At 67.9% G+C, this 22,259-nt stretch carries 20 protein-coding genes; 11 read left to right on the top strand and 9 right to left on the bottom strand.

Annotation, left to right across the window (positions count from 1 at the left end; all coding sequences use genetic code 11):
* Positions 1 to 58: 58 nt before the first annotated feature.
* Positions 59 to 1,426 (bottom strand): chromate efflux transporter, encoded by a 1,368-nt coding sequence (chrA, locus tag LZ686_RS10990; RefSeq protein ID WP_349547808.1) that lies wholly within the window; start codon positions 1,424 to 1,426, stop codon positions 59 to 61.
* Between the two features lie 167 nt (positions 1,427 to 1,593).
* On the opposite strand from chrA, the gene LZ686_RS10985 reads away from it, so the two are divergent.
* From LZ686_RS10985 to LZ686_RS10960, 6 genes are all read left to right on the top strand, one after another.
* Positions 1,594 to 3,024: a fused MFS/spermidine synthase gene (locus LZ686_RS10985; protein WP_349547806.1), complete on the top strand. Its 1,431-nt coding sequence runs from the start codon at positions 1,594 to 1,596 to the stop codon at positions 3,022 to 3,024.
* Positions 3,025 to 3,084: 60 nt separating this feature from the next.
* The gene (locus LZ686_RS10980; protein ID WP_349547804.1) at positions 3,085 to 3,765 is read left to right on the top strand and encodes a Crp/Fnr family transcriptional regulator; all 681 of its coding nucleotides are present in this window, start codon (positions 3,085 to 3,087) and stop codon (positions 3,763 to 3,765) included.
* Between the two features lie 79 nt (positions 3,766 to 3,844).
* Positions 3,845 to 4,057: a YgaP family membrane protein gene (locus tag LZ686_RS10975; protein ID WP_349547803.1), complete on the top strand. Its 213-nt coding sequence runs from the start codon at positions 3,845 to 3,847 to the stop codon at positions 4,055 to 4,057.
* Positions 4,058 to 4,086: 29 nt separating this feature from the next.
* Positions 4,087 to 4,971, top strand: a complete 885-nt coding sequence (locus LZ686_RS10970) for an MBL fold metallo-hydrolase (RefSeq protein ID WP_295170325.1) — start codon at positions 4,087 to 4,089, stop codon at positions 4,969 to 4,971.
* A 33-nt stretch (positions 4,972 to 5,004) separates the two neighbouring features.
* On the top strand, positions 5,005 to 6,678 hold the full coding sequence (locus LZ686_RS10965; protein WP_349547802.1) for a bifunctional protein tyrosine phosphatase family protein/NAD(P)/FAD-dependent oxidoreductase: 1,674 nt from the start codon (positions 5,005 to 5,007) through the stop codon (positions 6,676 to 6,678).
* Between the two features lie 16 nt (positions 6,679 to 6,694).
* Positions 6,695 to 8,440, top strand: a complete 1,746-nt coding sequence (locus LZ686_RS10960; protein ID WP_349547801.1) for a SulP family inorganic anion transporter — start codon at positions 6,695 to 6,697, stop codon at positions 8,438 to 8,440.
* On the opposite strand, the gene LZ686_RS10955 is transcribed toward LZ686_RS10960, so the two are convergent.
* From LZ686_RS10955 to LZ686_RS10945, 3 genes are read right to left on the bottom strand one after another with little or no spacing between them, the layout of a single operon-like run.
* Positions 8,427 to 9,338 carry an MBL fold metallo-hydrolase gene (locus LZ686_RS10955; protein WP_349547800.1) on the bottom strand — a complete coding sequence of 304 codons (912 nt, stop codon included), beginning with the start codon at positions 9,336 to 9,338 and terminating at the stop codon, positions 8,427 to 8,429. The genes LZ686_RS10960 and LZ686_RS10955 overlap by 14 nt on opposite strands.
* Positions 9,335 to 9,766: a DUF6691 family protein gene (locus LZ686_RS10950; protein ID WP_046001586.1), complete on the bottom strand. Its 432-nt coding sequence runs from the start codon at positions 9,764 to 9,766 to the stop codon at positions 9,335 to 9,337. The genes LZ686_RS10955 and LZ686_RS10950 overlap by 4 nt, the downstream gene beginning before the upstream one ends.
* Positions 9,766 to 10,206 (bottom strand): YeeE/YedE family protein, encoded by a 441-nt coding sequence (locus LZ686_RS10945; protein WP_349547799.1) that lies wholly within the window; start codon positions 10,204 to 10,206, stop codon positions 9,766 to 9,768. The genes LZ686_RS10950 and LZ686_RS10945 overlap by 1 nt, the downstream gene beginning before the upstream one ends.
* A gap of 90 nt (positions 10,207 to 10,296) precedes the next feature.
* Between LZ686_RS10945 and LZ686_RS10940 the strand changes: the two genes are divergently transcribed.
* Positions 10,297 to 10,644 carry an ArsR/SmtB family transcription factor gene (locus LZ686_RS10940; protein ID WP_239441355.1) on the top strand — a complete coding sequence of 116 codons (348 nt, stop codon included), beginning with the start codon at positions 10,297 to 10,299 and terminating at the stop codon, positions 10,642 to 10,644.
* Here the strand turns inward: LZ686_RS10940 and LZ686_RS10935 are convergent.
* Complete coding sequence (locus LZ686_RS10935; RefSeq protein WP_349547798.1) at positions 10,635 to 11,132, bottom strand: lactoylglutathione lyase family protein; 498 nt, start codon at positions 11,130 to 11,132, stop codon at positions 10,635 to 10,637. The two genes, LZ686_RS10940 and LZ686_RS10935, sit on opposite strands and share 10 nt — an antisense overlap.
* A gap of 97 nt (positions 11,133 to 11,229) precedes the next feature.
* On the opposite strand from LZ686_RS10935, the gene LZ686_RS10930 reads away from it, so the two are divergent.
* The gene (locus LZ686_RS10930; RefSeq protein ID WP_349547797.1) at positions 11,230 to 12,117 is read left to right on the top strand and encodes a LysR family transcriptional regulator; all 888 of its coding nucleotides are present in this window, start codon (positions 11,230 to 11,232) and stop codon (positions 12,115 to 12,117) included.
* Between the two features lie 22 nt (positions 12,118 to 12,139).
* On the opposite strand, the gene LZ686_RS10925 is transcribed toward LZ686_RS10930, so the two are convergent.
* A complete protein-coding gene (locus LZ686_RS10925; protein WP_349547796.1) occupies positions 12,140 to 13,486 on the bottom strand; it encodes an amidohydrolase in 1,347 nt (448 codons plus the stop codon).
* A gap of 85 nt (positions 13,487 to 13,571) precedes the next feature.
* On the opposite strand from LZ686_RS10925, the gene LZ686_RS10920 reads away from it, so the two are divergent.
* Positions 13,572 to 14,414 (top strand): LysR family transcriptional regulator, encoded by an 843-nt coding sequence (locus LZ686_RS10920; protein ID WP_349547795.1) that lies wholly within the window; start codon positions 13,572 to 13,574, stop codon positions 14,412 to 14,414.
* 95 nt (positions 14,415 to 14,509) lie between these two features.
* A complete protein-coding gene (locus tag LZ686_RS10915) occupies positions 14,510 to 16,231 on the top strand; it encodes a BCCT family transporter (RefSeq protein WP_349547794.1) in 1,722 nt (573 codons plus the stop codon).
* Positions 16,232 to 16,837: 606 nt separating this feature from the next.
* Here LZ686_RS10915 and LZ686_RS10910 read toward each other — a convergent pair.
* The 3 genes from LZ686_RS10910 to LZ686_RS10900 form a co-directional block, all read right to left on the bottom strand.
* A complete protein-coding gene (locus LZ686_RS10910) occupies positions 16,838 to 18,502 on the bottom strand; it encodes a mechanosensitive ion channel family protein (RefSeq protein ID WP_349547793.1) in 1,665 nt (554 codons plus the stop codon).
* Positions 18,503 to 18,673: 171 nt separating this feature from the next.
* Positions 18,674 to 19,843: a zinc-dependent alcohol dehydrogenase gene (locus tag LZ686_RS10905; protein ID WP_349547792.1), complete on the bottom strand. Its 1,170-nt coding sequence runs from the start codon at positions 19,841 to 19,843 to the stop codon at positions 18,674 to 18,676.
* Between the two features lie 3 nt (positions 19,844 to 19,846).
* Positions 19,847 to 20,503 (bottom strand): SRPBCC family protein, encoded by a 657-nt coding sequence (locus LZ686_RS10900; protein ID WP_349547791.1) that lies wholly within the window; start codon positions 20,501 to 20,503, stop codon positions 19,847 to 19,849.
* A gap of 666 nt (positions 20,504 to 21,169) precedes the next feature.
* On the opposite strand from LZ686_RS10900, the gene LZ686_RS10895 reads away from it, so the two are divergent.
* Complete coding sequence (locus LZ686_RS10895) at positions 21,170 to 22,225, top strand: YihY/virulence factor BrkB family protein (RefSeq protein ID WP_347919693.1); 1,056 nt, start codon at positions 21,170 to 21,172, stop codon at positions 22,223 to 22,225.
* The last annotated feature ends 34 nt before the right edge of the window (positions 22,226 to 22,259 follow it).

The raw sequence follows: 22,259 nt of genomic DNA, 5'->3' as shown, positions 1-22,259 counted from the left end.
CATAGACGCAACCGGCCGCGGTTCTCTTCCCGGCTGCGTCGAAAAAATCCGCCGCGCCTCAGACGATCCCCGCCAGGTGCAGCGCCAGCCCGGCCAGGGCACAGCCCGCCAGCACCGGCACCGTCCCCGCGCGCAGGCGGAAGACCGCGATCATCGCGGCCAGGATCAGGACCAGCGCCGCCGGGTTCAGCGTGCGCCAGACCGGCAGGTCCAGGTCCAGCCCCATCGCGGCCACCGGGCGCAGCCGGTCGAACAGCACATGCAGCCCGAACCACAGCGCCAGGTTCAGGATCACCCCCACCACCGCCGCGGTCACCGCCGTCAGCGCCGCCGTCAGCGCGTGGTTGTCGCGCAGGCGTTCGATGAAGGGCGCGCCCAGAAAGATCCACAGGAAGCAGGGCAGGAACGTGACCCAGGTTGTCAGCAACCCCCCCAGGGTCCCGGCCAGCAGCGGCGGCAGGCCGCCCGCCTCGCGCAGCGCGCCCATGAAGCCCACGAACTGGGTCACCATGATCAGCGGCCCCGGCGTGGTCTCTGCCATGCCCAACCCGTCCAGCATCTCTCCGGGTGCCAGCCAGCCATAGGTCTCGACCGCCTGCTGGGCGACATAGGCCAGGACGGCATAGGCGCCGCCGAAGGTCACCACCGCCATCACGCTGAAGAACCCGGCGATCTGTGCAAAGACGTCCTGCGGCCCAAGCGCCAGGAACAGCGCGGCCACCGGCAGCAGCCACAGGCCCAGGAACACCGCCGATATGCGCGCGGCCCACCCGGCGCTGACCCGCGTGTGATCGGGCGTGCCGTCGCCCAGCAGCGTGTCGGCATCCGCGACCGGCGCACCGCCCGCGGCACCGTGCCCGCCGCCGCCCCGGAACGCCGCCAGCCCGGCTTGCGCGCCGAGGAACCCGGCCAGGGCCGCACCCAGGACGATCACCGGAAACGGCACGCCAAAGGCGAAGATCGCGACGAAGGACGCCGCCGCGATGCCGATCATCACGCGGTTTCTCAGCGCGCGCCACCCGATGCGGATCACCGCCTGGAACACGATGGCCAGCACCGCGGCCTTGAGGCCGAAGAACAGACCCTCCAACGCGCCGGTATCGCCCCAGATCGCATAGATCCAGGACAAGGCCATGATCGCCACCATGCCCGGCACCACGAACAGAAGCCCGGCGATGATCCCGCCCAGGGTGCGGTGCATCAGCCAGCCGATATAGACGGCCAGTTGCATCGCCTCGGGACCGGGCAGCAGCATGCAGTAGTTCAGCGCGTGCAGGAACCGCCGTTCACCCAGCCACCGGTTCTCCTCGACCAGGATGCGGTGCATCAGGGCGATCTGGCCCGCGGGGCCGCCAAAGCTCAGCAGGCCGATCCGCGCCCAGATGCGCGCGGCCTGGGCCAGGGTCGGATAGGCGCGGTCGGGCATCACGGGTCCTCTGCAAACCATGTCCCGCGCGGTTAGCCCGCGCCACGGGCGCCGGTCAAGCTAACGCGGCCGCATGGCGGCGGCGTGACAGGGGCACCCATTCCCTTGCGCCGCGTTCCGTGGCAGGGCAACCCGACCCGACACGATGCCCCCGGAAGGAGACCCCGATGCGGTTTTGGACCACGATCACCCTGATCCTCGTGCTGTCGGCCATCGGCCTGACATACGAGATCGCCGCAGGCCGCGTGCTGGCGCCGTTCTTCGGCACCTCGCTGGTGACCTGGACGTCGGTGATCGCCACGATCCTGACCGGGTTCTCGCTTGGCAGCGCGCTTGGCGGGCTGGTGGCCGAACGCGACCCCACTGTGGCCGTGCGCAGCGTCAGGCTGGCGCTGGTGGCGACGGCGGCGCTGATGGCGGCCTCGCCCGCGGTCCTGGGGCTGGTCTATGCCCTGGGTGCGCGCGACACCGGGGGGATGCTTCTGGCGGTGATCCTGGCCTTCTTTCCCGCATCCGTGCTGGTCAGCTTTCCGTCGCCCTTCCTGGCCAAGATGGCCGTCGACGCCCGTCCCGGCCGCGAGGGGTCGTCCCTGGGCATGGTCCTGGCGGCCGGATCGCTTGGGGCGATCGCGGGCGCGGTGCTGGCGGGGTTCGTGACGCTGCCGCTGGTGGGATCGGTGGCGACCTTTGCCGGATGCGGCGCGGGGGCGCTGATCTGCGCCGCGCTGGTGCGGGCGGGCGGCAAGGGGGGCGCGGGCGGCCTGTCGCGGCCCGATGCCGTGATCGCGGTCGCGGCAGGTGCGGTGGCGGTCGCGGCGATCACCGCCAGCGGGCCGCTGTGCCGTTACGAATCGGGGATGTCCTGCATCGACGTGCAGCGTCATGGCGGCGCGGTGCGCCTTTATTCGGACCGCACCCAGCAGGCCGCCGAACGCGTTGCGGCCGATGGGGGCGACCGCCTGACGCTGGCCTATACGGACTGGATCTGGTCGCGGATGGACCGCGACCTGGGCGCGGCGCCGTCGGTCCTGTTCATCGGCGGGGGCGGCTATTCGCTGCCCGCGATGCTGCTGGAATCGCGCGCCGATGCCCGCGCCGTCGCGGTCGAGATCGATCCCCTGATCACCCGCGTGGTCCGCGACAGCCTGCCCTGGGCCGGCGCGATGATCGACCGCGAGGAGGGCGCGCGTCTTGGCATTGTCCATGCGGACGGCCGGGTGTTTCTGAACCGGACCGAACAGCGGTTCGACGCGGTGGTGATGGACGCGTTCTCGTCCGGGTCGGTTCCTGCGCACCTGGCCACGCGGGAAACCTATGCCCGCCTGCGCGACATCGTCGACGGCCCGGTCTACGTGAACCTGATCGACGCACCCGACGGTCCGCTGGCGCGGGGCATCCACGCGATCCTGAGCGAGCTTTATCCCCACGTCCAGGCAGTCCAGGGTCCGGTCAGCGACCGTGGGTTGGCCAACATCATGCTGGCGGCAGCGGACGCGCCGCTTGGTTCTGTGGACGCCTATCCGGCGGAATACGGTCCGGTCCGGTTGGCGGCGGGACGCGCCTTCACCGATGATCGTGGCTGGATCGGCCACCGTTAGGACCACCCTGTCATCGCCGCACCGTCCGACCTATGGTCGAGGAATGGGAAGGGGGGCACCATGGCACAAGACTGGATTTCGCAGTTTCCCGGACTGGCCAGATTGGGACCGGACCTGCGCGCGACGCTGTTGACGCAGAGCCTGATCCTGACGGTTCCGGCCGGCACCGTCGTCTTTGGCCCCGGAAAGCCGCCCGAGCATCTGCTGCTGCTGCTGGACGGCCGGGTCAGGGTCCAGCAGACGTCGGAAGAGGGCCGCGAGATCGTCCTCTATCGCGTGGCGGCCGGGGAAAGCTGCGTGATGACCACGGCCTGCCTGCTGGCGCACGAGGACTACTCTGCCGAGGGGATCGCAGAGACCGACGTCCGCGCGGCGGCGATCCCGCGGGCGCTGTTCGACGATCTGGCGTCGCGGTCGGTCGAATTCCGGACCTTCATCTTCACCGCCTATGCGCGGCGCATGTCCGACCTGTTCATGGTGATCGAGGAGATCGCCTTTCAACGGCTGGATATCCGGCTGGCGCAGAAGCTGATCGAACTGGCCCACGACACGGGGCAGATCAGGGCCACCCATCAGCAGCTGGCGGCTGAACTGGGCACCGCGCGCGAGGTGATCTCTCGGCAGCTGGGCGAGTTTCAGCGGCGCGGCTGGATCGGGCAGGCGCGGGGGGTGGTCGACCTGCTGGACGCGGCCGCGATCGGACGGCTGGCGGCGCAGGACGGCGGCGGGTCGCGCCCCTGATGGGGGCTTGGTGATCTTGTCACCGACCGGCGTCGCGAAATCCTGTATCACGGTCGAAAGCCAGCAAGGGGATCCCGCCATGACACGCAACATCGGACTCGCCGACCGAACCCTTCGCCTGGTGCTGGGGGCGGCCCTGATCCTTGTGGCCCTGGCCAGCGGTTGGCCCGCGTTTCAAGGCGGTCTTCCGCGCGCCATGGCGGTCATCGCGGGCGTCGTGCTGATGATCACCGCCGCTGTCAGGGTCTGCCCGCTTTACACGCTGCTGGGGATGCGGACCTGCCGCCCCTGATACCGCCCGTTTCCGACTTGAGGACCATCATGACCGACTATCCGATCGACATGTCCGTCGCGCCCGTCGTGACCCCGTTCTTTGATCCGGCCACCCATACCATCAGCTATGTCGTGCGCGATCCGGGCTCCACCGCCTGTGCGGTTGTCGATTCGGTGATGGATATCGACTATGCCGCGGGGCGGATCACCTATGATCATGCCGATGCGATCATCGCGCATATCCGCGAGCATGGTCTGACCCTGGAGTGGATCATCGAAACCCATGTCCATGCCGACCACCTGTCCGCCGCGCCCTATATCCAGGCGGCCCTGGGCGGCCGGATCGGGATCGGCGACGGGATCATGGTCGTGCAGGACACCTTCGGCAAGATCTTCAACGAGGGTACGGAATTCCAGCGCGACGGCAGCCAGTTCGACGCGCTGTTCAAGGATGGCGACGTCTATCATGTGGGCACAATGCCGGTCGTGGCCCTGCATACGCCCGGCCACACGCCGGCCTGCATGACGCATGTGATGGGCGATGCGGCATTCGTGGGCGATACGCTGTTCATGCCCGATGGCGGATCCGCGCGGGCCGATTTTCCGGGCGGCGATGCGGGCGTCCTCTATGACAGCATCCAGAAGGTGCTGTCGCTGCCCGACGCGACCCGGCTGTTCATGTGCCACGATTACGGCCCCAACGGCCGCGAGATCCGGTGGGAGACCACCGTGGCCGAGGAACGCGCCCACAACATCCATGTCGGCGGCGGCAAGACGCGCGCGGAATTCGTGGCCTTTCGCACCGCACGCGACGCCACGCTGGCGGTGCCGCAGCTGATCATTCCCTCGCTGCAGGTCAACATGCGCGCAGGCGTCATGCCCACCGACAAGGATGGGCGTCCCATGCTCAAGGTGCCGGTCAATGGCCTCTGACCCCGCCATCTCCAGACGTTCAGGGAGGAACAGATGGACCCCAGGACCCTTTCGCCGCAATTCGCGGTGTCGCCCCAGATCACCCCGCAGGACATTCCTGCGCTGAAGGCCCAGGGCTATCGCGCGATCATCGCCAACCGTCCGGACGGCGAAGGCGCCGATCAGCCGACCTTTGCCGAGATCGAGGCCGCGGCCCATGCTGCCGGAATGCAGGCACGCTACATTCCGATCAGCGGGGGCATGGTCGGCGACGACGACGTCGAGGCCTTTCGATCCGCCTTGCGCGCCATGCCGGGGCCGGTGTTGGCCTATTGCCGGTCGGGGACGCGGTCGGCCACGCTGTGGGCGCTGGCGCAGGCCGACGACATGCCGCTGTCGCAGATCCTGGCGGCAACCAGTACCGCCGGATACGACCTGTCCGGCGTGGTCCGACGCATCGCCAACGGCGGACGCACACCCGTGGCCCGGCCCGATGCGACCCATGACGTGGTGATCGTGGGGGCGGGGGCGGCAGGGATTTCGGTCGCGGCCAGCCTGCTGTCCCGAAAGCCGGGGTTGGACATCGCCATCATCGACCCGGCCGACGTGCATTACTATCAGCCCGGCTGGACCCTGGTGGGCGCGGGTGTGTTCACAGCCGACCAGACGGCAAAGGATCTGGCCTCGCTGATCCCGTCCGGCGTCACGCTGATCAAGGGCGCGGTCGCCGCGTTCGAGCCCGCGTCGAACGCCGTGATCCTGGAAGGGTGCCGGGTCGTGGGCTATGAAAGGCTGGTCGTCTGTCCGGGACTGAAGCTGGACTGGGCGCGCATCCCCGGTCTGGTCGAGACGCTTGGCCAGAACGGGGTCACGTCCAACTACCGCTATGATCTGGCGCCCTATACGTGGAAACTGGTCCAGGCGATGAGGCGGGGCCGCGCGATCTTCACGCAGCCGCCGATGCCGATCAAATGCGCCGGCGCGCCGCAGAAGGCGATGTACCTGTCAGGGGACGCCTGGCATCGGGCCGGGGTGCTCAAGGATATCGACATCCAGTTCATGAATGCGGGGGGCGTGCTGTTCGGGGTCAAGGACTATGTCCCCGCGCTGATGAACTATGTGCGAAAATACGACGCGACGCTGAACTTCTTTCATAACCTGGTCCGGATCGACGGCCCGGCGCGCACCGCGTGGTTCGACGTCGCGGCACCCGACACGCCTGTCCGCCGGGTCGAGGTCGCATTCGACATGATCCATGTCACGCCCCCTCAGACCGCGCCGGATTTCATTCGCGTGTCGCCGCTGGCGGATGCGGCGGGGTGGGTGGACGTCGACCAGGCCACGCTGCGTCACAAAACGCATGACAACATCTGGTCGCTTGGCGACGTGATGAATGCGCCGAACGCCAAGACGGCGGCCGCGGCGCGGATGCAGGCACCGGTGGTGGCGGAAAACATCGCGGCCGATATCGACGGCCGTCCGGCCCGCGCGCAATATAACGGCTACGGTTCCTGCCCGCTGACAGTCGAGCGCGGCAAGATCGTGTTGGCCGAGTTCGGCTATGGCGGCAAGCTGCTGCCAAGCTTTCCCAAGGCCCTGATCGACGGCACGCGCCCAAGCCGTGCTGCATGGCTGCTCAAGGAACGCATCCTTCCGCCGGTCTACTGGCGCGGCATGCTGCGCGGCCATGAATGGATGGCCAAACCCAACAAAACCTCCGCCCCCTAAGAACGGACCCTTGCCGGTGAAGCCCTTCCGCGCCTATTTCCCGATCCTGTCCTGGGCCCGCAGCTATGACCGGCGGACCCTGTCGGATGACCTGCTGGCCGCCGTGATCGTGACGATCATGCTGATCCCGCAATCGCTGGCCTATGCGCTGCTGGCGGGGCTGCCGCCCGAGGCGGGGCTCTATGCCTCGATCGCGCCGATCATCCTCTACGCGGTGTTCGGAACCAGCCGGGCGCTGGCGGTGGGGCCGGTGGCGGTGGTGTCGCTGATGACGGCGGCGGCGATCGGCGCCATCGCCGAACAGGGCACGATGGGCTATGCGGCGGCGGCGCTGACGCTGGCCGGGCTGTCGGGGGCGATCCTGGTGGTGATGGGGGTGCTAAAGCTGGGGTTCCTGGCGAACTTCCTGTCGCATCCGGTGATCGCGGGGTTCATCACCGCATCCGGCATCCTGATCGCGACCAGTCAGCTGGGCCATGTCCTGGGCATCGGTGCCGGGGGCCATACCCTACCGGAAATGGTCGTGTCGCTGGTCCGCGGCCTGCCACAGGTCAACCCGGTCACGGTCTGCATCGGCGTGACGGCCACGGCCTTCCTGTTCTGGGTCCGCCGCGGGCTGCGGCCGCTGCTGCGCCGCATGGGCCTGGGCGCGCGCGCCGCGGACATCGCGACCAAGGCCGGGCCGGTGCTGGCCGTGGTGGTCAGCACGCTGGCCGTCCGGTGGCTGGGCCTGGACCAGATGGGCGTGCGCATCGTGGGCACGGTGCCGCAGGGCCTGCCGCCGCTGACAATACCGCCGCTGTCGGCCGATCTGATCGGCATGCTGCTGGTTCCGGCGGCGCTGATCTCGGTCATCGGGTTCGTGGAATCGGTGTCGGTCGCGCAGACCCTGGCCGCCAAGCGCCGCCAGCGCATCGACCCCGACCAGGAGCTGATCGGCCTGGGGGCGGCGAACCTGGGCGCGGCCTTCACGGGCGGCATGCCGGTCACGGGCGGGTTCGCGCGGTCCGTCGTGAACTTCGACGCGGGCGCGGCGACCGCGGCGGCGGGGGCCTTCACCGCGGTGGGCCTGGCGGTCGCCGCCGTCGCGCTGACGCCGCTGATCTATCACCTGCCCATCGCAACGCTGGCTGCGACGATCATCGTGGCGGTGCTGTCGCTGGTCGATCTTGCGATCCTGCGCCGGGCCTGGGCCTATTCCCGCGCCGACTTCATCGCGGTGGCGGCGACGATCGTGGTGACGCTTGGCGTGGGGGTCGAGGCGGGCGTGTCGGCGGGCGTCATCCTGTCCATCGTGCTGCACCTGTACAAATCCTCGCGCCCGCATGTGGCCGAGGTCGGGCTGGTCCCCGGCACCCAGCATTTCCGCAACATCCTGCGCCACGACGTGCTGACCGATCCGGCCCTGGTCACCCTGCGCATCGACGAAAGCCTGTATTTCGCCAATGCCCGCTTCCTGGAGGATTACGTCGCCGACCGCGTGACCCCCGATTGCGAGGTCAAGCACGTGGTGCTGATGTGTTCGGCCATCAGCGACATCGACCTGAGCGCGCTGGAAAGCCTGGAGGCCATCGCCCACCGCCTGGCGACGATGGGCGTCACGCTGCACCTGTCCGAGGTCAAGGGTCCGGTCATGGACCGCCTGAAGACCTGCGATTTCCTGCAGCAGCTGACGGGCCGGGTCTTCCTGTCGCAATACGACGCCTGGACCGCACTGCACACAGGGGCCGAACCGGCCCGCCGGGTGATCAGAACCGGTTGACCGGAACCTTGAGGTAATGGTGGCCGTCATCCTCTGCCGGGGGCAGGCGGCCGCCGCGCAGGTTGATCTGCAGCGCCGCCATGATCCGGTCGGGCAGGGGCAGCGTCGCGTCGCGGGCGTCGCGCAGGGCGATCCAGTCCTCGCGCCGGGTGCCGTCGCGGACATGGCGGTTTACGGCCCGGTGGCGGGCCACGGTCGCCTCCCATTGCGGCACGTCGCGGTCCTTGGTGCCATAGTCGTGGCCCACGAACAGGCGCGTGTCGCCCGGCAGAGACAGGATCTCCTGGATCGACGCCCACAGCTGACCGCTGTCGCCGCCCGGGAAATCCGCGCGCGAGGTGCCGGCATCGGGCTGCATCAGCGTGTCATGGGTAAAGGCCGCATCGCCGCAGACATAGGTGACCGAGCCGAGCGTGTGCCCCGGCGACAGCATGACCCGGATGGACAGATCGCCCAGGGCGATCGTCTCTCCGGGTGCCAGCAGGCGGTCAAAGTCGCGGGCCGGATCAAAGGCCTGGGGCAGATTGTACAGCCCCGCCCAGATGCGGGCGATGTCGCCGACCCGGTCGCCGATGGCTGTGGGCGCCCCCGTCCGCCGCCCCAGCTGCGCCGAGGCCATGACGTGGTCGGCATGCGGATGCGTGTCCAGCACCCAGGCCACCGTCAGACCCTGTTCGGCCACCAGCGCCAGCACCTGGTCCATGCTGCCGGTCGAAAAGCGGTAATGCTTGGGGTCCAGGTTCCAGACCACGTCGATCAGCGCGGCCTGTTTTGTGGCCGGGTCGGCGCAGACATACTGGATCGACCCGGTATCGGGTTCGTAGATGCCCCAGACATCCGGGCTGTTGGCGCCGGTGGATGGGGAATGGCGGACGACGCGGTCTTTCAGCAGGCTCATGCGGGTGCCCTCAGGACGGGTGCGGATTTCAGGCGGGCGCCGATCCAGAGCCCCAGGATCATCGCCGGAACGAAGGCCAGGGTGCCCGGCGCCAGCAGCGGCAGGGCGGTCAGGGCGGGGCCGGGGCAGAACCCGCCGATCCCCCAGCCCGCGCCGAACAGCGCCGCGCCGGTCAGCAGCGGGCGGTCGATCCGGCGGTTGGTCGGCACGTCGAAGGTCGGGTTCAGGACCGGCGCCGCGCGCCGCCAGACCAGCCGATAGCCGATGAAGGCGGTCACGGTCGCGCCGCCCATCACGAACGCCAGGCTGGGGTCCCACGCCCCGGCCAGGTCCAGAAAGTTCTGCACCTTGGCCGGATCGGCCATGCCCGACACGATCAGCCCCAGGCCAAAGACCAGCCCGGCCAGAAATCCCCACAACGCGCGCATCACAGCCCCCCGATCACATGGCGCAGCACGAACACGGTGACGAACCCCGCCGCCATGAAGGTCGCGACCGCCGCCAGAGAGCGTCCCGACAGCCGCGCCAGCCCGCAGACCCCGTGCCCCGAGGTGCAGCCCGACCCAAGCGCGGTCCCCGCCCCGACCAGCAGTCCCGCGACGATCATCAGCCCCAGGTTCGCAGGCACCGTCTGCATGACCGTCCCGCCCAGGGCCAGGATCGCCAGCGGCGCGGCCATCAGCCCCAGCACGAAGGCGATCCGCCAGTCGCGGTCGCGCGCGGCGCCTGGCAGGGCCAGCGCGCCTTGGGTAATGCCTGCGATGCCGGCGATCTTTCCGAACAGGCCCATCACCATCACGGCGCTGATCCCGATCAGGATGCCGCCGCCAAGCGAGGCCCAGGGGGTGAAGGTCGTTTCGGTCAGCATGTCGGCCTGTCCTGTCAGCGGGGATTGCGCCGGTGGGCGCGTCTGCTAAGCTGTATATTCGATTTCTCTAAATAAGTCAAAGCTAATATATTGGACGACCTCCCCGATCCCTCCGTCGTGGCGCTGCAGGACATGGCCGACCACGTCGCGGCGCGGCTGGCGCTGGTCGCCAATGCGAAACGCCTGCTGATCCTGTGCGAACTGGCCAAGGGCGAACGCCCGGTCGGCGCGCTGCAGGCGGCGGTGGGCCTGGGCCAGTCCGCGCTGAGCCAGCATCTGGCCCGCCTGCGCGAGGCCGGGATGGTCGCCACCCGCCGCGAGGGACAGACCATCCACTACCGCATCAGCGACCCCGACCTGGACGTGCTGATGCAGGCCCTCTATGCCGCCTTCTGCCAGCCGCGTCAGGACGCGCCCGCCCGGTCCGATCAGGAATAGGCGCCTGCCGAATAGGTCAGCTCATAGCTGTGGCTGTAGAGTTCGAACACGTTGCCGAACGGGTCCTCGACATAGACCATCCGATAGGGTTTTTCGCCGGGGAAATATTCGCGCACCGGCATCCGCTGCCTGCCGCCCGCGGCGATGATGCGGGCCAGAAGCCCCTCCAGGTCGGGGTCCTGGATCGCGAAATGGAACGTGCCGTGGCGGCGAAAGTCGAAATTGTCGGCAGCGGCGTGGTTGCCCGCGAACTCGAACAGCTCGATCCCGATCCCGTCGCCGGTGGACAGATGCGCGATGCGCAGACGATCCCAACCGGGGCCGAAGACGTCGGTGCACATCACGCCGATGGCGCTGTCATCCTCGGTCACGGTGCTGGGCTGCATCAGCACATAGAATCCAAGGACGCCGGAATAGAACGCGACGGCCGCGTCCAGGTCGGGGACGGACAGGCCGATATGGGAAAAGGTGCGGGGGGTGGGGGTCATGGCAGTCTCCTGTGTCTGGTCCATCCGACCTAGACAGGCGATGCCCGCTTGTGAAATTATCATTCCTCATGATGATCCATACGAAACGTTATCTACGATGCTGAACGCCACCTGGATCGAGACCTTCACCGTCCTGGCCGAGGAGGGGCATTTCACCCGCGCGGCGCAGCGGTTGAACATGACGCAGCCGGGGGTGTCCCAGCATCTGCGCAAGCTGGAACAGCAGCTGGGCCAGCCGCTGATCGTGCAGTCGGGCAAGGGGTTCACGCTGACCGCCGCCGGGGCGGGCCTGCGCGATCTGGGGTTGGCGCGCCGGGCCCAGGAACGCGCCCTGCGCGAGGCGATCGCCCCGGACCGGCCGGATGCCGGGCTGGTGCGCGTCGCCTGTTCGGGCAGCTTTGCGATGCTGTTCTATCCGCATGCCATCTCGCTGATGCAATCCGCTCCGCACCTGTCCATCCATGTCGAGGCCGCGCCGCAGGCACGCGTCCTGGAGGGGGTGCTGGACGGGCGGTTCGATTTGGGGGTCACCGACCGCGACCCGCGCCATCCCCGCATCGCAGCCGACCGCATCGGGCAGGAGGAGCTGTGCCTGGTGCTGCCCGCGGGACATGCGGTGCCCTCGGGCATGGCCGACCTGCAGGCGCTTGGGCTGATCGATCACCCGGATTGCCACCGTTATGCCGATGATCTGTTCGCGCTGAACTTTCCCGACGAATTCGACGGCGCCGACAGGCTGCGCGTGCGCAGCCGCGTGAACCAGATCGGCCAGATCCCGGCGCCGGTGGCGCAGGGCGTCGGCTATACGCTGCTGCCGCGCAGCGGGCTTGCGGCCTTTTCTCAGGCGGACCGCCTGCGCATCGCGGTCCTGCCGCAACGCCGCCACCACGAATTGTGGACGATCATCCCCCGCGGCCATCCGCCAAGCGCCCGTCTGGACCGGGTGCTGGCGGTGATCCGGGCCCTGGCCGCCGATCTGGCCTGAGCGGCGGCCAGGGACGCGCGCCTCAGGCGGTGCGGACCCGCCCGGACACCAGCCGCCCCTTGTGGAACGTCGCGTGGCGGGCCGAGCATCGGGCCACCGTCTCGGCCGAACAGCTGGCCGCGGTCAGAACGAACCCTGCGGCGTCGCCGACGGCGGGCCAGACCCGTTCGCCATGCGCGTCCAGCGGCAGGACGTCGCCCGTGGCGATCCACAGGGACCGCGACAGGCTTTCCTCGTCGCTGCCCGCGTAAAGCTGGGCATAGAGGTTGGCCTTGTCGACCATGTCTCCGGTGCCGAAGGGCGACCAGTGGTCGATGACGCTGTCGGTGCCCGCCATGATCGCCACCCCCTTGTCGCGCAGGACCTGCAGCGGCATCACCGATTTCCCGATCGGCACGCTGGTGGCGACGCTGATCCCCTGCGCGGCCATGCGGCCCGCCAGTTCGTCCAGCGCGCCTTCGTCCATTTTAGCCAACGCAAAGGCGTGGCTGAAGGTCACCCGGTCGCGCAGCGCGGCATTCGCCTCGACCGTGTCGACCATGTAATGCAGCGCGGCGATGCCGGCCGGGGTCGATTCATGGATGTGGATGTCCACGCCCTTGTCGTGGTCCAGCGCGATCTGGAACATCGCGTCCAGCGATGCCTCCATCGCGCCGTCGACATTGGTCGGGTCAAGCCCCCCGACATGCGTCACGCCCAGGTCCATCGAGTCCCGCATCAGCCCGTCGACATCCGAATTCAGCAGGCCGTGCTGGGGAAAGGCGACGATGTCGCAGTCGAAATCGTCCCTGCGCGCGGCAAGGGCCAGGTTCAGGTGCTCCAGGCTTTTCAGGCCGCTGACCGGGTCGATGTTGCAATGGCTGCGCGCCGTCGTCGTGCCGTGCGACAACAGCAGCTGGATCAGCTGGTCGGCACGCTCCTGCGAGGTCGGCAGCAGCTGCGGCAGCAGCACCTCCTCGCGCGCGATCATGTCCATGATGGTCTTGCCCTTGCGCGGCAGCGGGGCCTGCCAGGGGCCGCCATAGAAGGTCTTGTCCAGGTGGATGTGCATGTCGCGCATGGGTGGCAGCGCCAGCATGCCCTGGGCGCTGTAGCGGGGCAGGGTGCCGGTCGGCGCGTCATGGATCGCGGCGATGCAGCCGCCCCTGATCTCCAGCGTATGGGTCCGGGTCCGAGTTCCGACCACCGTGTCGCCGTCGCGCTCAACGCCCGTCTCCAGCAGCACGTCGGTCAGCAGGTAGTGATCATGCGGGATGTCCGACACGCCGGTCTGGTCCGGCGCGGCGGCATGGACGGGGGCAAGCCCAAGCGTGGCGCCCGCCGTCATGATGCCGCCGGTGCGGCACAGGAATTGTCTGCGGTTCGTCATCGTCTTTCCCCTTTGCTGGCGGTTCGGGAAAATCTAGACCGGCACAGGCGTATCAAGAAATTAAATGTTCAAATAGGATTCATGCATGAATCGGATGATCGATCCCCGCCTGCTGCGTGCCCTTGTGGGCGTGATCGACCATGGCAGCTTCACCCGCGCCGCCGAACAGCTGAACATGTCGCAATCGACCATCAGCCAGCAGATATCGCGGCTGGAGGATCAGCTGGGCCAGCCGCTGCTGGACCGCGACGCCCGCCCCGTTCGCATGACCGCGGCCGGAGAGCGGCTGACCGGGTACGCGCGCCGCATTCTGGCGCTGCAGGATGAGGCGACGCTGGCGCTTGGCGATCCGTCGGGCAGCGTGTCGCTGCGCATCGGGCTGGCCGAGGATATCATGACCCCCGACATGGCCCGGCTGTTCGCCGATTTCTCCGCAACGCACCGCCGGGTGCGGCTGGACGTGACCGCGGGCCTCAGCCTTGCCCTGACGCGCGGCTATCGCGACGGCGATTTCGACATCATCGTGATCAAAGAGACCGCGCCCGAACCCGACTGCCGCGCCAGCGTCCCCGAACCCATCGGCTGGTTCCAGGGGCCGGGCGCCCCCGACGCACCCGATCCGCTGCCCTTCGTAACCTTTCCGCCGGGGGGCCTCTATCGCGACCAGATGTTCCGCCGGGCCGAGGACCTTGGACGGCGCTGGTACGTGGCCTTTTCGGGCAGCAGCCTGTCGAACGTCGTGACCGCGGTCGAGGCCGGTCTGGGCATCTCTCTGCTGCCGGTGCGGGCGGTGGTCGGACGCGATCTGCGGCGCAACACGCTCTTTGGGGCGGAACCCGCGATGGTCGCATCGCTTTACGCATGGGAGACGGGCGGCATCGCGGCCCCGCTGGTCGCCGCGATGCGCGACATGCTGGCACGACGCTGAGGATTTTGGCGGATCAGGCGGTCGTCCGACGGACGATGGCGGGGCCGACAGGGACCGATCGGAACGAAGGCCTGGAAACGACAAAGGAACATGCGGTGTCGAATGACGAAAAGATCAGCCCCCCTCTGACAGAGCTGAACATCAACACCACCACCGGGGGGTTCTACAACGGATTCTCGATCGCGGTGACGGTGCCGGCCAAGATCATCATCTCGGTCATCGTTGTCTGGGCCATCTTCTGGCCGATCCAGTCGGGCGCGATCCTGACCGGGCTGAACGGTTTCATCCTGCAGAACTTTGCGGCCTGGTACACCTGGGTCGTGGCGTTCTTCATCGTCGTCTGCCTGGCGCTGGCGGCATGGCCGGCGGCCGGGCGGCTGAACCTGGGGCTGGACGACGACCAGCCGGAATTCACCCGGTTCTCGTGGTTCTCGATGATGTTCGGGGCGGGGATCGGCGTGGGCATGCTGACCTGGGCCGTGGCCGAACCGGTCACGCATCTGGGCACGACCCCGGAATCGATCATGGGCCTGACCACCCCCGGCGGCGCCGACAACGTGGCGATGGCGTTCAAGTGGTCGTTCCTGCACTGGGGGTTCAGCGCGTGGGCATGCTATGCGGTCTGCGGCCTGTCGCTGGCCTATTTCAGCTATCGCCGTGGCCTGCCGCTGACCATCCGGTCGGGGCTGACCCCGCTGTTCGGTCAGCGCCTGTCGGGGCCGCTTGGCCATGTCATCGACATCGTGGCCGTGGTCGCGACCATCCTGGGCGTCGCGCAGACGCTTGGCTTCGGCGTCGATCAGCTGGTCGCGGGGCTGGGCCGGATCGGCATCGGCGGGCTGGCGGATGCGGACGGGGCCGCGACCACCACCGGCATCGTCGTCGCGCTGCTGGTCATCATGGGGCTGTCGACGCTGTCGGCGCTGTCGGGCGTGGGGAAGGGCATCAAGTGGCTGTCCAACATCAACATGGTGCTGTCCATCATCCTGCTGGGCTTCCTGATCATCTTCGGGGCGACCTGGTTCGGCTTCAACGCGATGTTCACGGGGCTGTGGCACTATGTCGTCGCCCTGCCGCAGATGAGCGTGAACGTCTTCCGATCCGACGGCGTCGAAGGGTCAGAGGCGTTCCTGCTGGCCCAGTGGCAGGGTTGGTGGCCGGTGTTCTACTGGGCGTGGTGGATCGCCTTCGCGCCGTTCGTGGGGCTGTTCCTGGCGCGGATCTCGCGCGGGCGGACGGTGCGGGAATTCGTGCTGGGCGCGCTGATCGTCCCGGCGCTGATGTGCTTCGTCTGGTTTTCCTGGGCGGGTGGAACGGCCATCGACCTGGAAATGAACGGCGGCGCCAACGGCGTGATCTTCGATGCCGCGAACGGCGACAAAATCTTTGCGATGACCGAGTTCATGCTGGCCCCGATCGGGGACTGGCTGGCCTGGGGCATGGCGGTGCTGATCGTCGTGCTGCTGCTGACCTTTCTGGTCACCTCTGCGGATTCGGCCGTGCTGATCGTGAACACCATCAACGCCGCAGGCGACGAGGGGCCGAAATCCCGGCCGCATGTCCTGTTCTGGGGCGTGGCGCTGGCGATGGTCGTGGCCGGGCTGCTGATCTCCGGGGGGACGACGGCGATCCAGACGGCGATGGTGATCGGCGCCCTGCCGTTTTCGGTCGTCATGGCGCTGATGGCGGTCGCTTTGCTCAAGGCGATCTACAACGACACGCGCCGCGAGAGGGCGGGCGTGCCCTCCACCCATGACAAGATCGAGGGCGCGACGGGCAACGATGCGCCCGCAGGCCTGTCGGCATCGTCCAACTGATCGACGTGACACGTCTGGACGCCGCAGTCGGGGCGTCCAGACGTGTCAATGGTACTGGCTTGCGTCAGAATGTGGCGGATTAGGCGGGTCGAGAACGCCGAGGTTGTTGTCATAAGCGTCTGTTGGTGCATACGATTGTGCGTCCAAGTCCAACCGTTCATCAAATGCTTTGCGTCCAGTAGCCTCGCGGTCGGTGAGCATGGATACTGTCGGTCAAACCGTTGGGAATGAATTTTGATAAGGCGAAGCTCCGTCACGAGCCTGATCCGCACCCGGGTTCTGCTGCCTCCCGTCACGTATTGCGGCAACGTGGCTGGCCGCGCACGTCATTCGTCGAGCTCGACGCGGGCCGCTGTCCTGACGATGCAAGCCTGTTCGATGAAGGCCGTTTCGACCGGCAGCTTGGACGGCACGATCGGGCAAAGCACCGATATGATGGCGAGCTAGAACGACAGCATCGCAGGCAATTTCCGGCATCCAGTCCAAGCATGCGAACAGTCGAATGCGCACTGACAGCGAAAAACACTGGCCCTCCCCGCGGGCGGCATCGCCTTGCCGAAAGCGGCACCGGTTCAGCGCATCGTCAACGGACGCTGTGGCATTAGGTCAGGCGGCCCCGGCGGCGACGGGGGAGGGGAAGACCGGGTTGCCGGTCTCGCGCTCGATCCGCGCGGCTTCGGCCAGCAGGCGTTCACGGACCGCGCAGGCGACCTCCCACGAGGTGTTCGGGTCGCGGCACGGGATGCTGAACCAGACCAGGATCCCGAAGATGTCCTGATCGGCGACGGTGACGCTGGAATCGTCCAGATCGCCCAGGTTCTGGCCGATCTCCAGCGTGGCGACGTGGTTCAGAACCTCTTTGAACGTCCGGCGCAGCATGTCGATATCCGCCCGCGGGTCCAGCTTCAGCTTGAGCACGCGCAGCATCGCCGGGTCCTGCAGGGTCCAGTTCGAAAACGTCTCGGACGCAAATTCCTCGACCGGGACGATCAGGCGGGTGCTGTCCCAGTTGCGCAGCTGGACAAAGGTCATGTTGATGCGTTCGACATGGCACAGCTCTCCCTTGTAGACGACGCGGTCGCCCACGCGCGCGGACTGGTTCAACGCGATCTGCAGCGAGGCCATGATGTTGCCCAGCACGTTGCGCGCGGCAAAGCCCAGGACGATGGTCAGCGCCCCCGCCGATGTCAGCAGCGACAGCCCCAGATTGGCCGCCAAGTCGGCAGAGGAGAGGACGACGCCGGCCCCGATCAGGAACACCACCACCACAAGCACCCGGCGCGCGGCGTTCAGGCGGGTCGCGAGGATGCGGGCCTCGGCCTGTTCGGCGGCGGTCAGGTCCACGTCCTCTCCGGGGGCGACCAGGCCGTTCAGCAGGGCCTCGACGCTGCCGACGATGAACAGCAGCAGCGCCGTGACCACGCCCGTCGCGATGGCCGGCGTGACGAAGACGTCGATGCGGCCCGAAAAGACGAAGATGTTGCCCGTGACCCACCAGACCAGCGCGGTGACGCTGGCGATGATCAGCGGCTTGGACGATGCCGCCAGGATCCCGGTGGCGATCTGCCCGCGGGCGTGATGGCGCAGCACCTTGAGCGTGCGGTGCACGATCCAGCTGAGCAGCACCGCGGCCGCGATCAGGATGGGCAGGCCGATCCACTCCCATCGCATCAGGCCGCCAAGCGTCTTTTCGCGCATGTTTGGCGGCAGGGACAGTTCGAACCGGGACGGGCCGTAATCGGCATGCAGGGCAGGGACGTCGCGGACGGTTTCGGCGGGAAAGACCCAAAGGGGCTGGTCGGCTCCGTCGGGCTGGACGCGGTTCAGGCGGATCTCGGCCGGGACGGGGTCCATGGGCAGGTCGCGCAGCAGCAGCGACCGGCGCGGCGATCCGGCCATCGCCTCGGTGTCGCCGCCCTGGCTTTGCAGGGCGTCGGGGCGGTCCAGCAGGGTCGACCAGTCCAGGACGACCTTGCGGTCGATCACGTCGTACAGCTGATGGGCCAGGCGCGGCCCAAGCTCGGCCTGCCGATCGACCGGCAGTCCGCCCAGATCCAGCAGATGCGCCGCCGCCTCCCAGTCCTCGTCCTCGGCCGCGCGCAGGAAGCTGGCCATGGTGGCGCGGGGCGTCTCGCGGTTGATCCGGTCCGGCGGCGTGCCAAGGCCGAAGTTCAGGACGGACGTCTCGAACGTCGCGTCCTGCGCGGCCGCGGGACCAAGGGACATCGCGACCAAAAACACCAGCGCAAGAGATCGCAGAAGCGGAAGCATGGGCATCGTCCATTCCGTGGAACAGGTGACCCCGAATGCCGGGGCAGGGGTGGCATCGGACAGGGCCTTCGGGAAACGACTGTCCCCGGATCGGGGCGCCCGGGCAAGGGGCACGACGATCCGGGGACGCGGGTCCGGTCCGGCAATGCCTGCCGGCGGCCGCAAAGGGCGTCAGGTCTTGAGCACGACCTTGGTCCAGTCGTTCTGGTTCCAGCGGAACCCCTCATAGCCCTTGGCGGCCTCCTCCAGCGGCAGGCGGTGAGAGATCATGAAGGTCGTGTCCAGCTCTCCCTCCTGGATGCGGCGCAGCAGGTCCTGGGTATAGGCCTGCACATGGGTCTGTCCGGTGCGCAGCTGCAGCCCCTTCTGCATCAGCGCGCCAAGCGGGAACTTGTCCATGAAGCCGCCATAGACGCCGGGGATCGACACGCGCCCGCCCTTGCGTACCGCCATCAGCGCCTCGCGCAGGGCGTGGCCGCTGTCCGCACCGACGCCCACGGCCTGCTTGAGGTTGTCCATCACCGTGTCCAGGGCAAAGCCATGCGCCTCCATTCCGACCGCGTCGATGACCGCGTCCGCACCGATGCCGCCGGTCATCTCCATGACCGCCTCCAGCACCGAGGTCTGCTTGAAGTCGATCACCTCGGCCCCCATCCGGCGGGCCAGGGCCAGGCGGTTGGGATAGTGGTCGATGGCGATGACGCGGGCCGCGCCCATCAGCCGGGCAGCCTGGATCGCGAACAGCCCAACCGGGCCGCAACCCCAGACCACGACGGTGTCGTCGGCTTCGATGTCGGCATTGTCCGCGGCCATCCAGCCGGTGGGCAGGATGTCGGACAGGAACAGGACGTCGTCATCGTCCATGCCTTCGGGAATGACGATCGGGCCCACGTCGGAAAACGGCACGCGGACATATTCCGCCTGTCCGCCCGGATAGCCGCCCGTCAGATGGCTGTAGCCGAACAGGCCCGCTGCCGCATGGCCGAACATGGTTTCGGTCAGGTCCTGCTTGTCGGCGGGGTTCGAGTTGTCGCAGGCCGAGAACTGCGCCCGCTGGCAGAAGAAGCACGACCCGCAGGAAATGGTGAAGGGCACCACGACCCGCTGACCGACCTTCAGCGTGCTGCCGGGGCCGACATCGACGACCCGGCCCATGAATTCATGGCCCAGGATGTCGCCGGCCTGCATGCCGGGGATCACCCCGTCGAACAGGTGCAGGTCGGACCCGCAGATCGCGGTCGAGGTGACCTGGATGATTGCGTCACGGGGGTTGACGATCTGGGGGTCGGGCATCGTCTCGACGCGGACGTCGTGCTTGCCGTGCCATGTCAGTGCGCGCATGGATCAGGCCTCCTGTCTGCGGTTGAGGGGGGTGGCGATCTCGCCGGTCTCGATGAACATCTTCAGGCGCTTCAGGTCGCGGCGCCCCTGGATCGCGGGGTCCGCCTGGAACAGCTTGGCCACGACGCGGCCAAGCGCGCCCATCGGCGGCACATAGGCGATCAGCGCGGTGACCTCGGTGCCGCGATTGCCCGGCGCATCGCGAAACAGCACCCGGCCGGTGGTCTCGATGTCCGAGCCGTCGGTCGAGGCCCATGCGATGACATCGCCGGGGCGATCCTCGGTGATGCGGGTGCGCAGGGTGATGTCGCTGCCCGGGCCGCGCAGGGTCCAGCGGGTGACGTCGCCCTCGGTCGAGACGGCGTGGACGTTCTCCATCACGCCGGCCAGGTTCCCGAACTGGCGCCAGAAGGCATAGATCTCGTCGCGGGGGCGGGCGATGGTGACGGTGCGGCCGGTCAGCGCAAAGCGGCCCGACGGCCCGTGCTTGGCAGCGCGCCGGGGGGCGTTGTCGGCGGGACGACGTTCGGGCTGGCGGGTCAGCAGATAGCCGGTTCCGGCGGCGGCCAGGAAGATGCCCAGCACCGCGCCCAGACCGATGCCGGATGCGGGCGGCCGGGGCGTGTGGCGGATGTGGTCGAGATGATCATGATGGGGCATGACGGTCCTTTCCCAAAGCTGTGCGGCACCGATGGTCCGGCGCCGCGATCATGGTGTTCGGTCAGATGGCCCGCATGGGCGGCGTCTGGTTGCGGGGGCGTTGGTTCCGGCGATCCAGCAGGCTGCGTGGTGGCTGGACGCCGTCGGGGGCAGCGTTTGCGGCGGCGTAACGGCGCATCAGGCGCGGTTCCGCGACCTGCGCGCGGTGCCGGGAACCAGGGGTGGCGTGTCGGGACGACGATGCATGGGCGGGCCTTTCCTTGTGTTCTGGGCCCGTTATCGAGCAGGGGTCCAACAAGGGGATGGCGCGAATGTTCCAGCCCTTTGCCTCATCGCCCCGACGGCAGGTCACGTCACCCACGGCCCGGCAGCGGCACCCCCCTGTCGTGACAGCAGTCGGGGACAGGCCGGGCAGACACAGGTCACCCGTTTCTGTCCGATCGTCGGCGGCGGCGGAACGGTGCGACAGGGCAACGGTCGGGCAGGGCATCGATTGCGCAAGGAACCCCGGTCGCGGTGATCGCCTTACGTCTGCACAGATGACAGATTCGTGAGCTTGCGGACCTGCTTACCCTGCCCATTACAGCGCTGGAGAACCACGTGCCCCGTACCAAGACGACCCTTTCGACAGACCAGAAGGGGACAGCCTCTCCGACACGATTTTCAATGGCGGAATGGAAGCAGATCCTTGTTCGCGTGAAGAACGAGATCGCCAGCGACCACATTTCGGTCGTGTCGGCGGGCATCGCGTTCTATGCGCTGCTGTCGGTGTTCCCGGCCCTTGCCGCTCTGATCTCGATCGCGGGTCTGGTGCTGGACCCCGCCGACATCGCCAGCCAGCTGGACACGGTCATGGCCCTGATCCCGGAAAGCGCCGGGGCGGTGCTTCAGGAACAGGTCCTGAAGGTCACCAGCGGCGATGAGACGGCGACCGGCTTGGTCGCGGCCTTTGGTCTGGCCATCGCGATCTATGGCGCCATGAAGGGCGTCATGACCCTGATGGAGGGGCTGAACATCGCCTATGACGAGGAGGAGGGCCGCGGCTTCATCAAGCTCTATCTCAGCGCGCTTCTGATCACGGTATGCGCCATCCTGGGCCTGGCGGTCGCGATCGCGCTGCTGATCGTGCTGCCGTCGGTCATCGCCTTCCTGCCGCTGTCACCGACGCTGGAGACCGCCGCCGAATGGCTGAAATGGCCGCTGATGGCGGTGCTGACCATGATCGGGCTGGCGGCGATCTATCGCTTTGGTCCGTCGCGCGCCGATCCCAAGTGGCGGTGGGTCAGCGTCGGTGCCGTGGCGGCCACGGTCCTTTGGATTCTGGGCACCGCGGCGTTCTCGCTCTATGTCCAGAACTTCGACGACTATACCGAGACGTACGGGACGTTGGGCGGGGTCATCATGCTGCTGACCTGGATGTGGCTGTCGGCCTTCATCGTGCTGGCCGGAGCCGAGCTGAACGCCGAGATCGAACAGCAGACCTCCGAGGACACGACCACGGGTGCCCCCGAACCGATGGGCCAGCGCGATGCCGTCAAGGCCGACACCCCGCCGCCCGGTCACGGGACGCCCGCCACGTCGTCGGGCCAGAAGGCCATCGGCGTGTCCGGAACGGGTCGTGACGCAACGGATGCGCCGACGCCCAAATCGGATGCCATCATGGCGATCATCGTGCTGGGCGCCAGCCTGTGGCGGCTGCGCAAGGCGAACGCCCGCGACTGAGCCGCGGGCGTTCGGCCGGGGACGGGGCGACCCT

Origin of the sequence: Paracoccus sp. NFXS7 (genome assembly GCF_040148865.1) — a bacterium.
GTDB classification, from domain to species: Bacteria; Pseudomonadota; Alphaproteobacteria; order Rhodobacterales; family Rhodobacteraceae; genus Paracoccus; species Paracoccus marcusii.
Note: the sequence above shows the minus strand (reverse complement) of the source record. Positions and strands in the feature narration are given on the sequence as shown.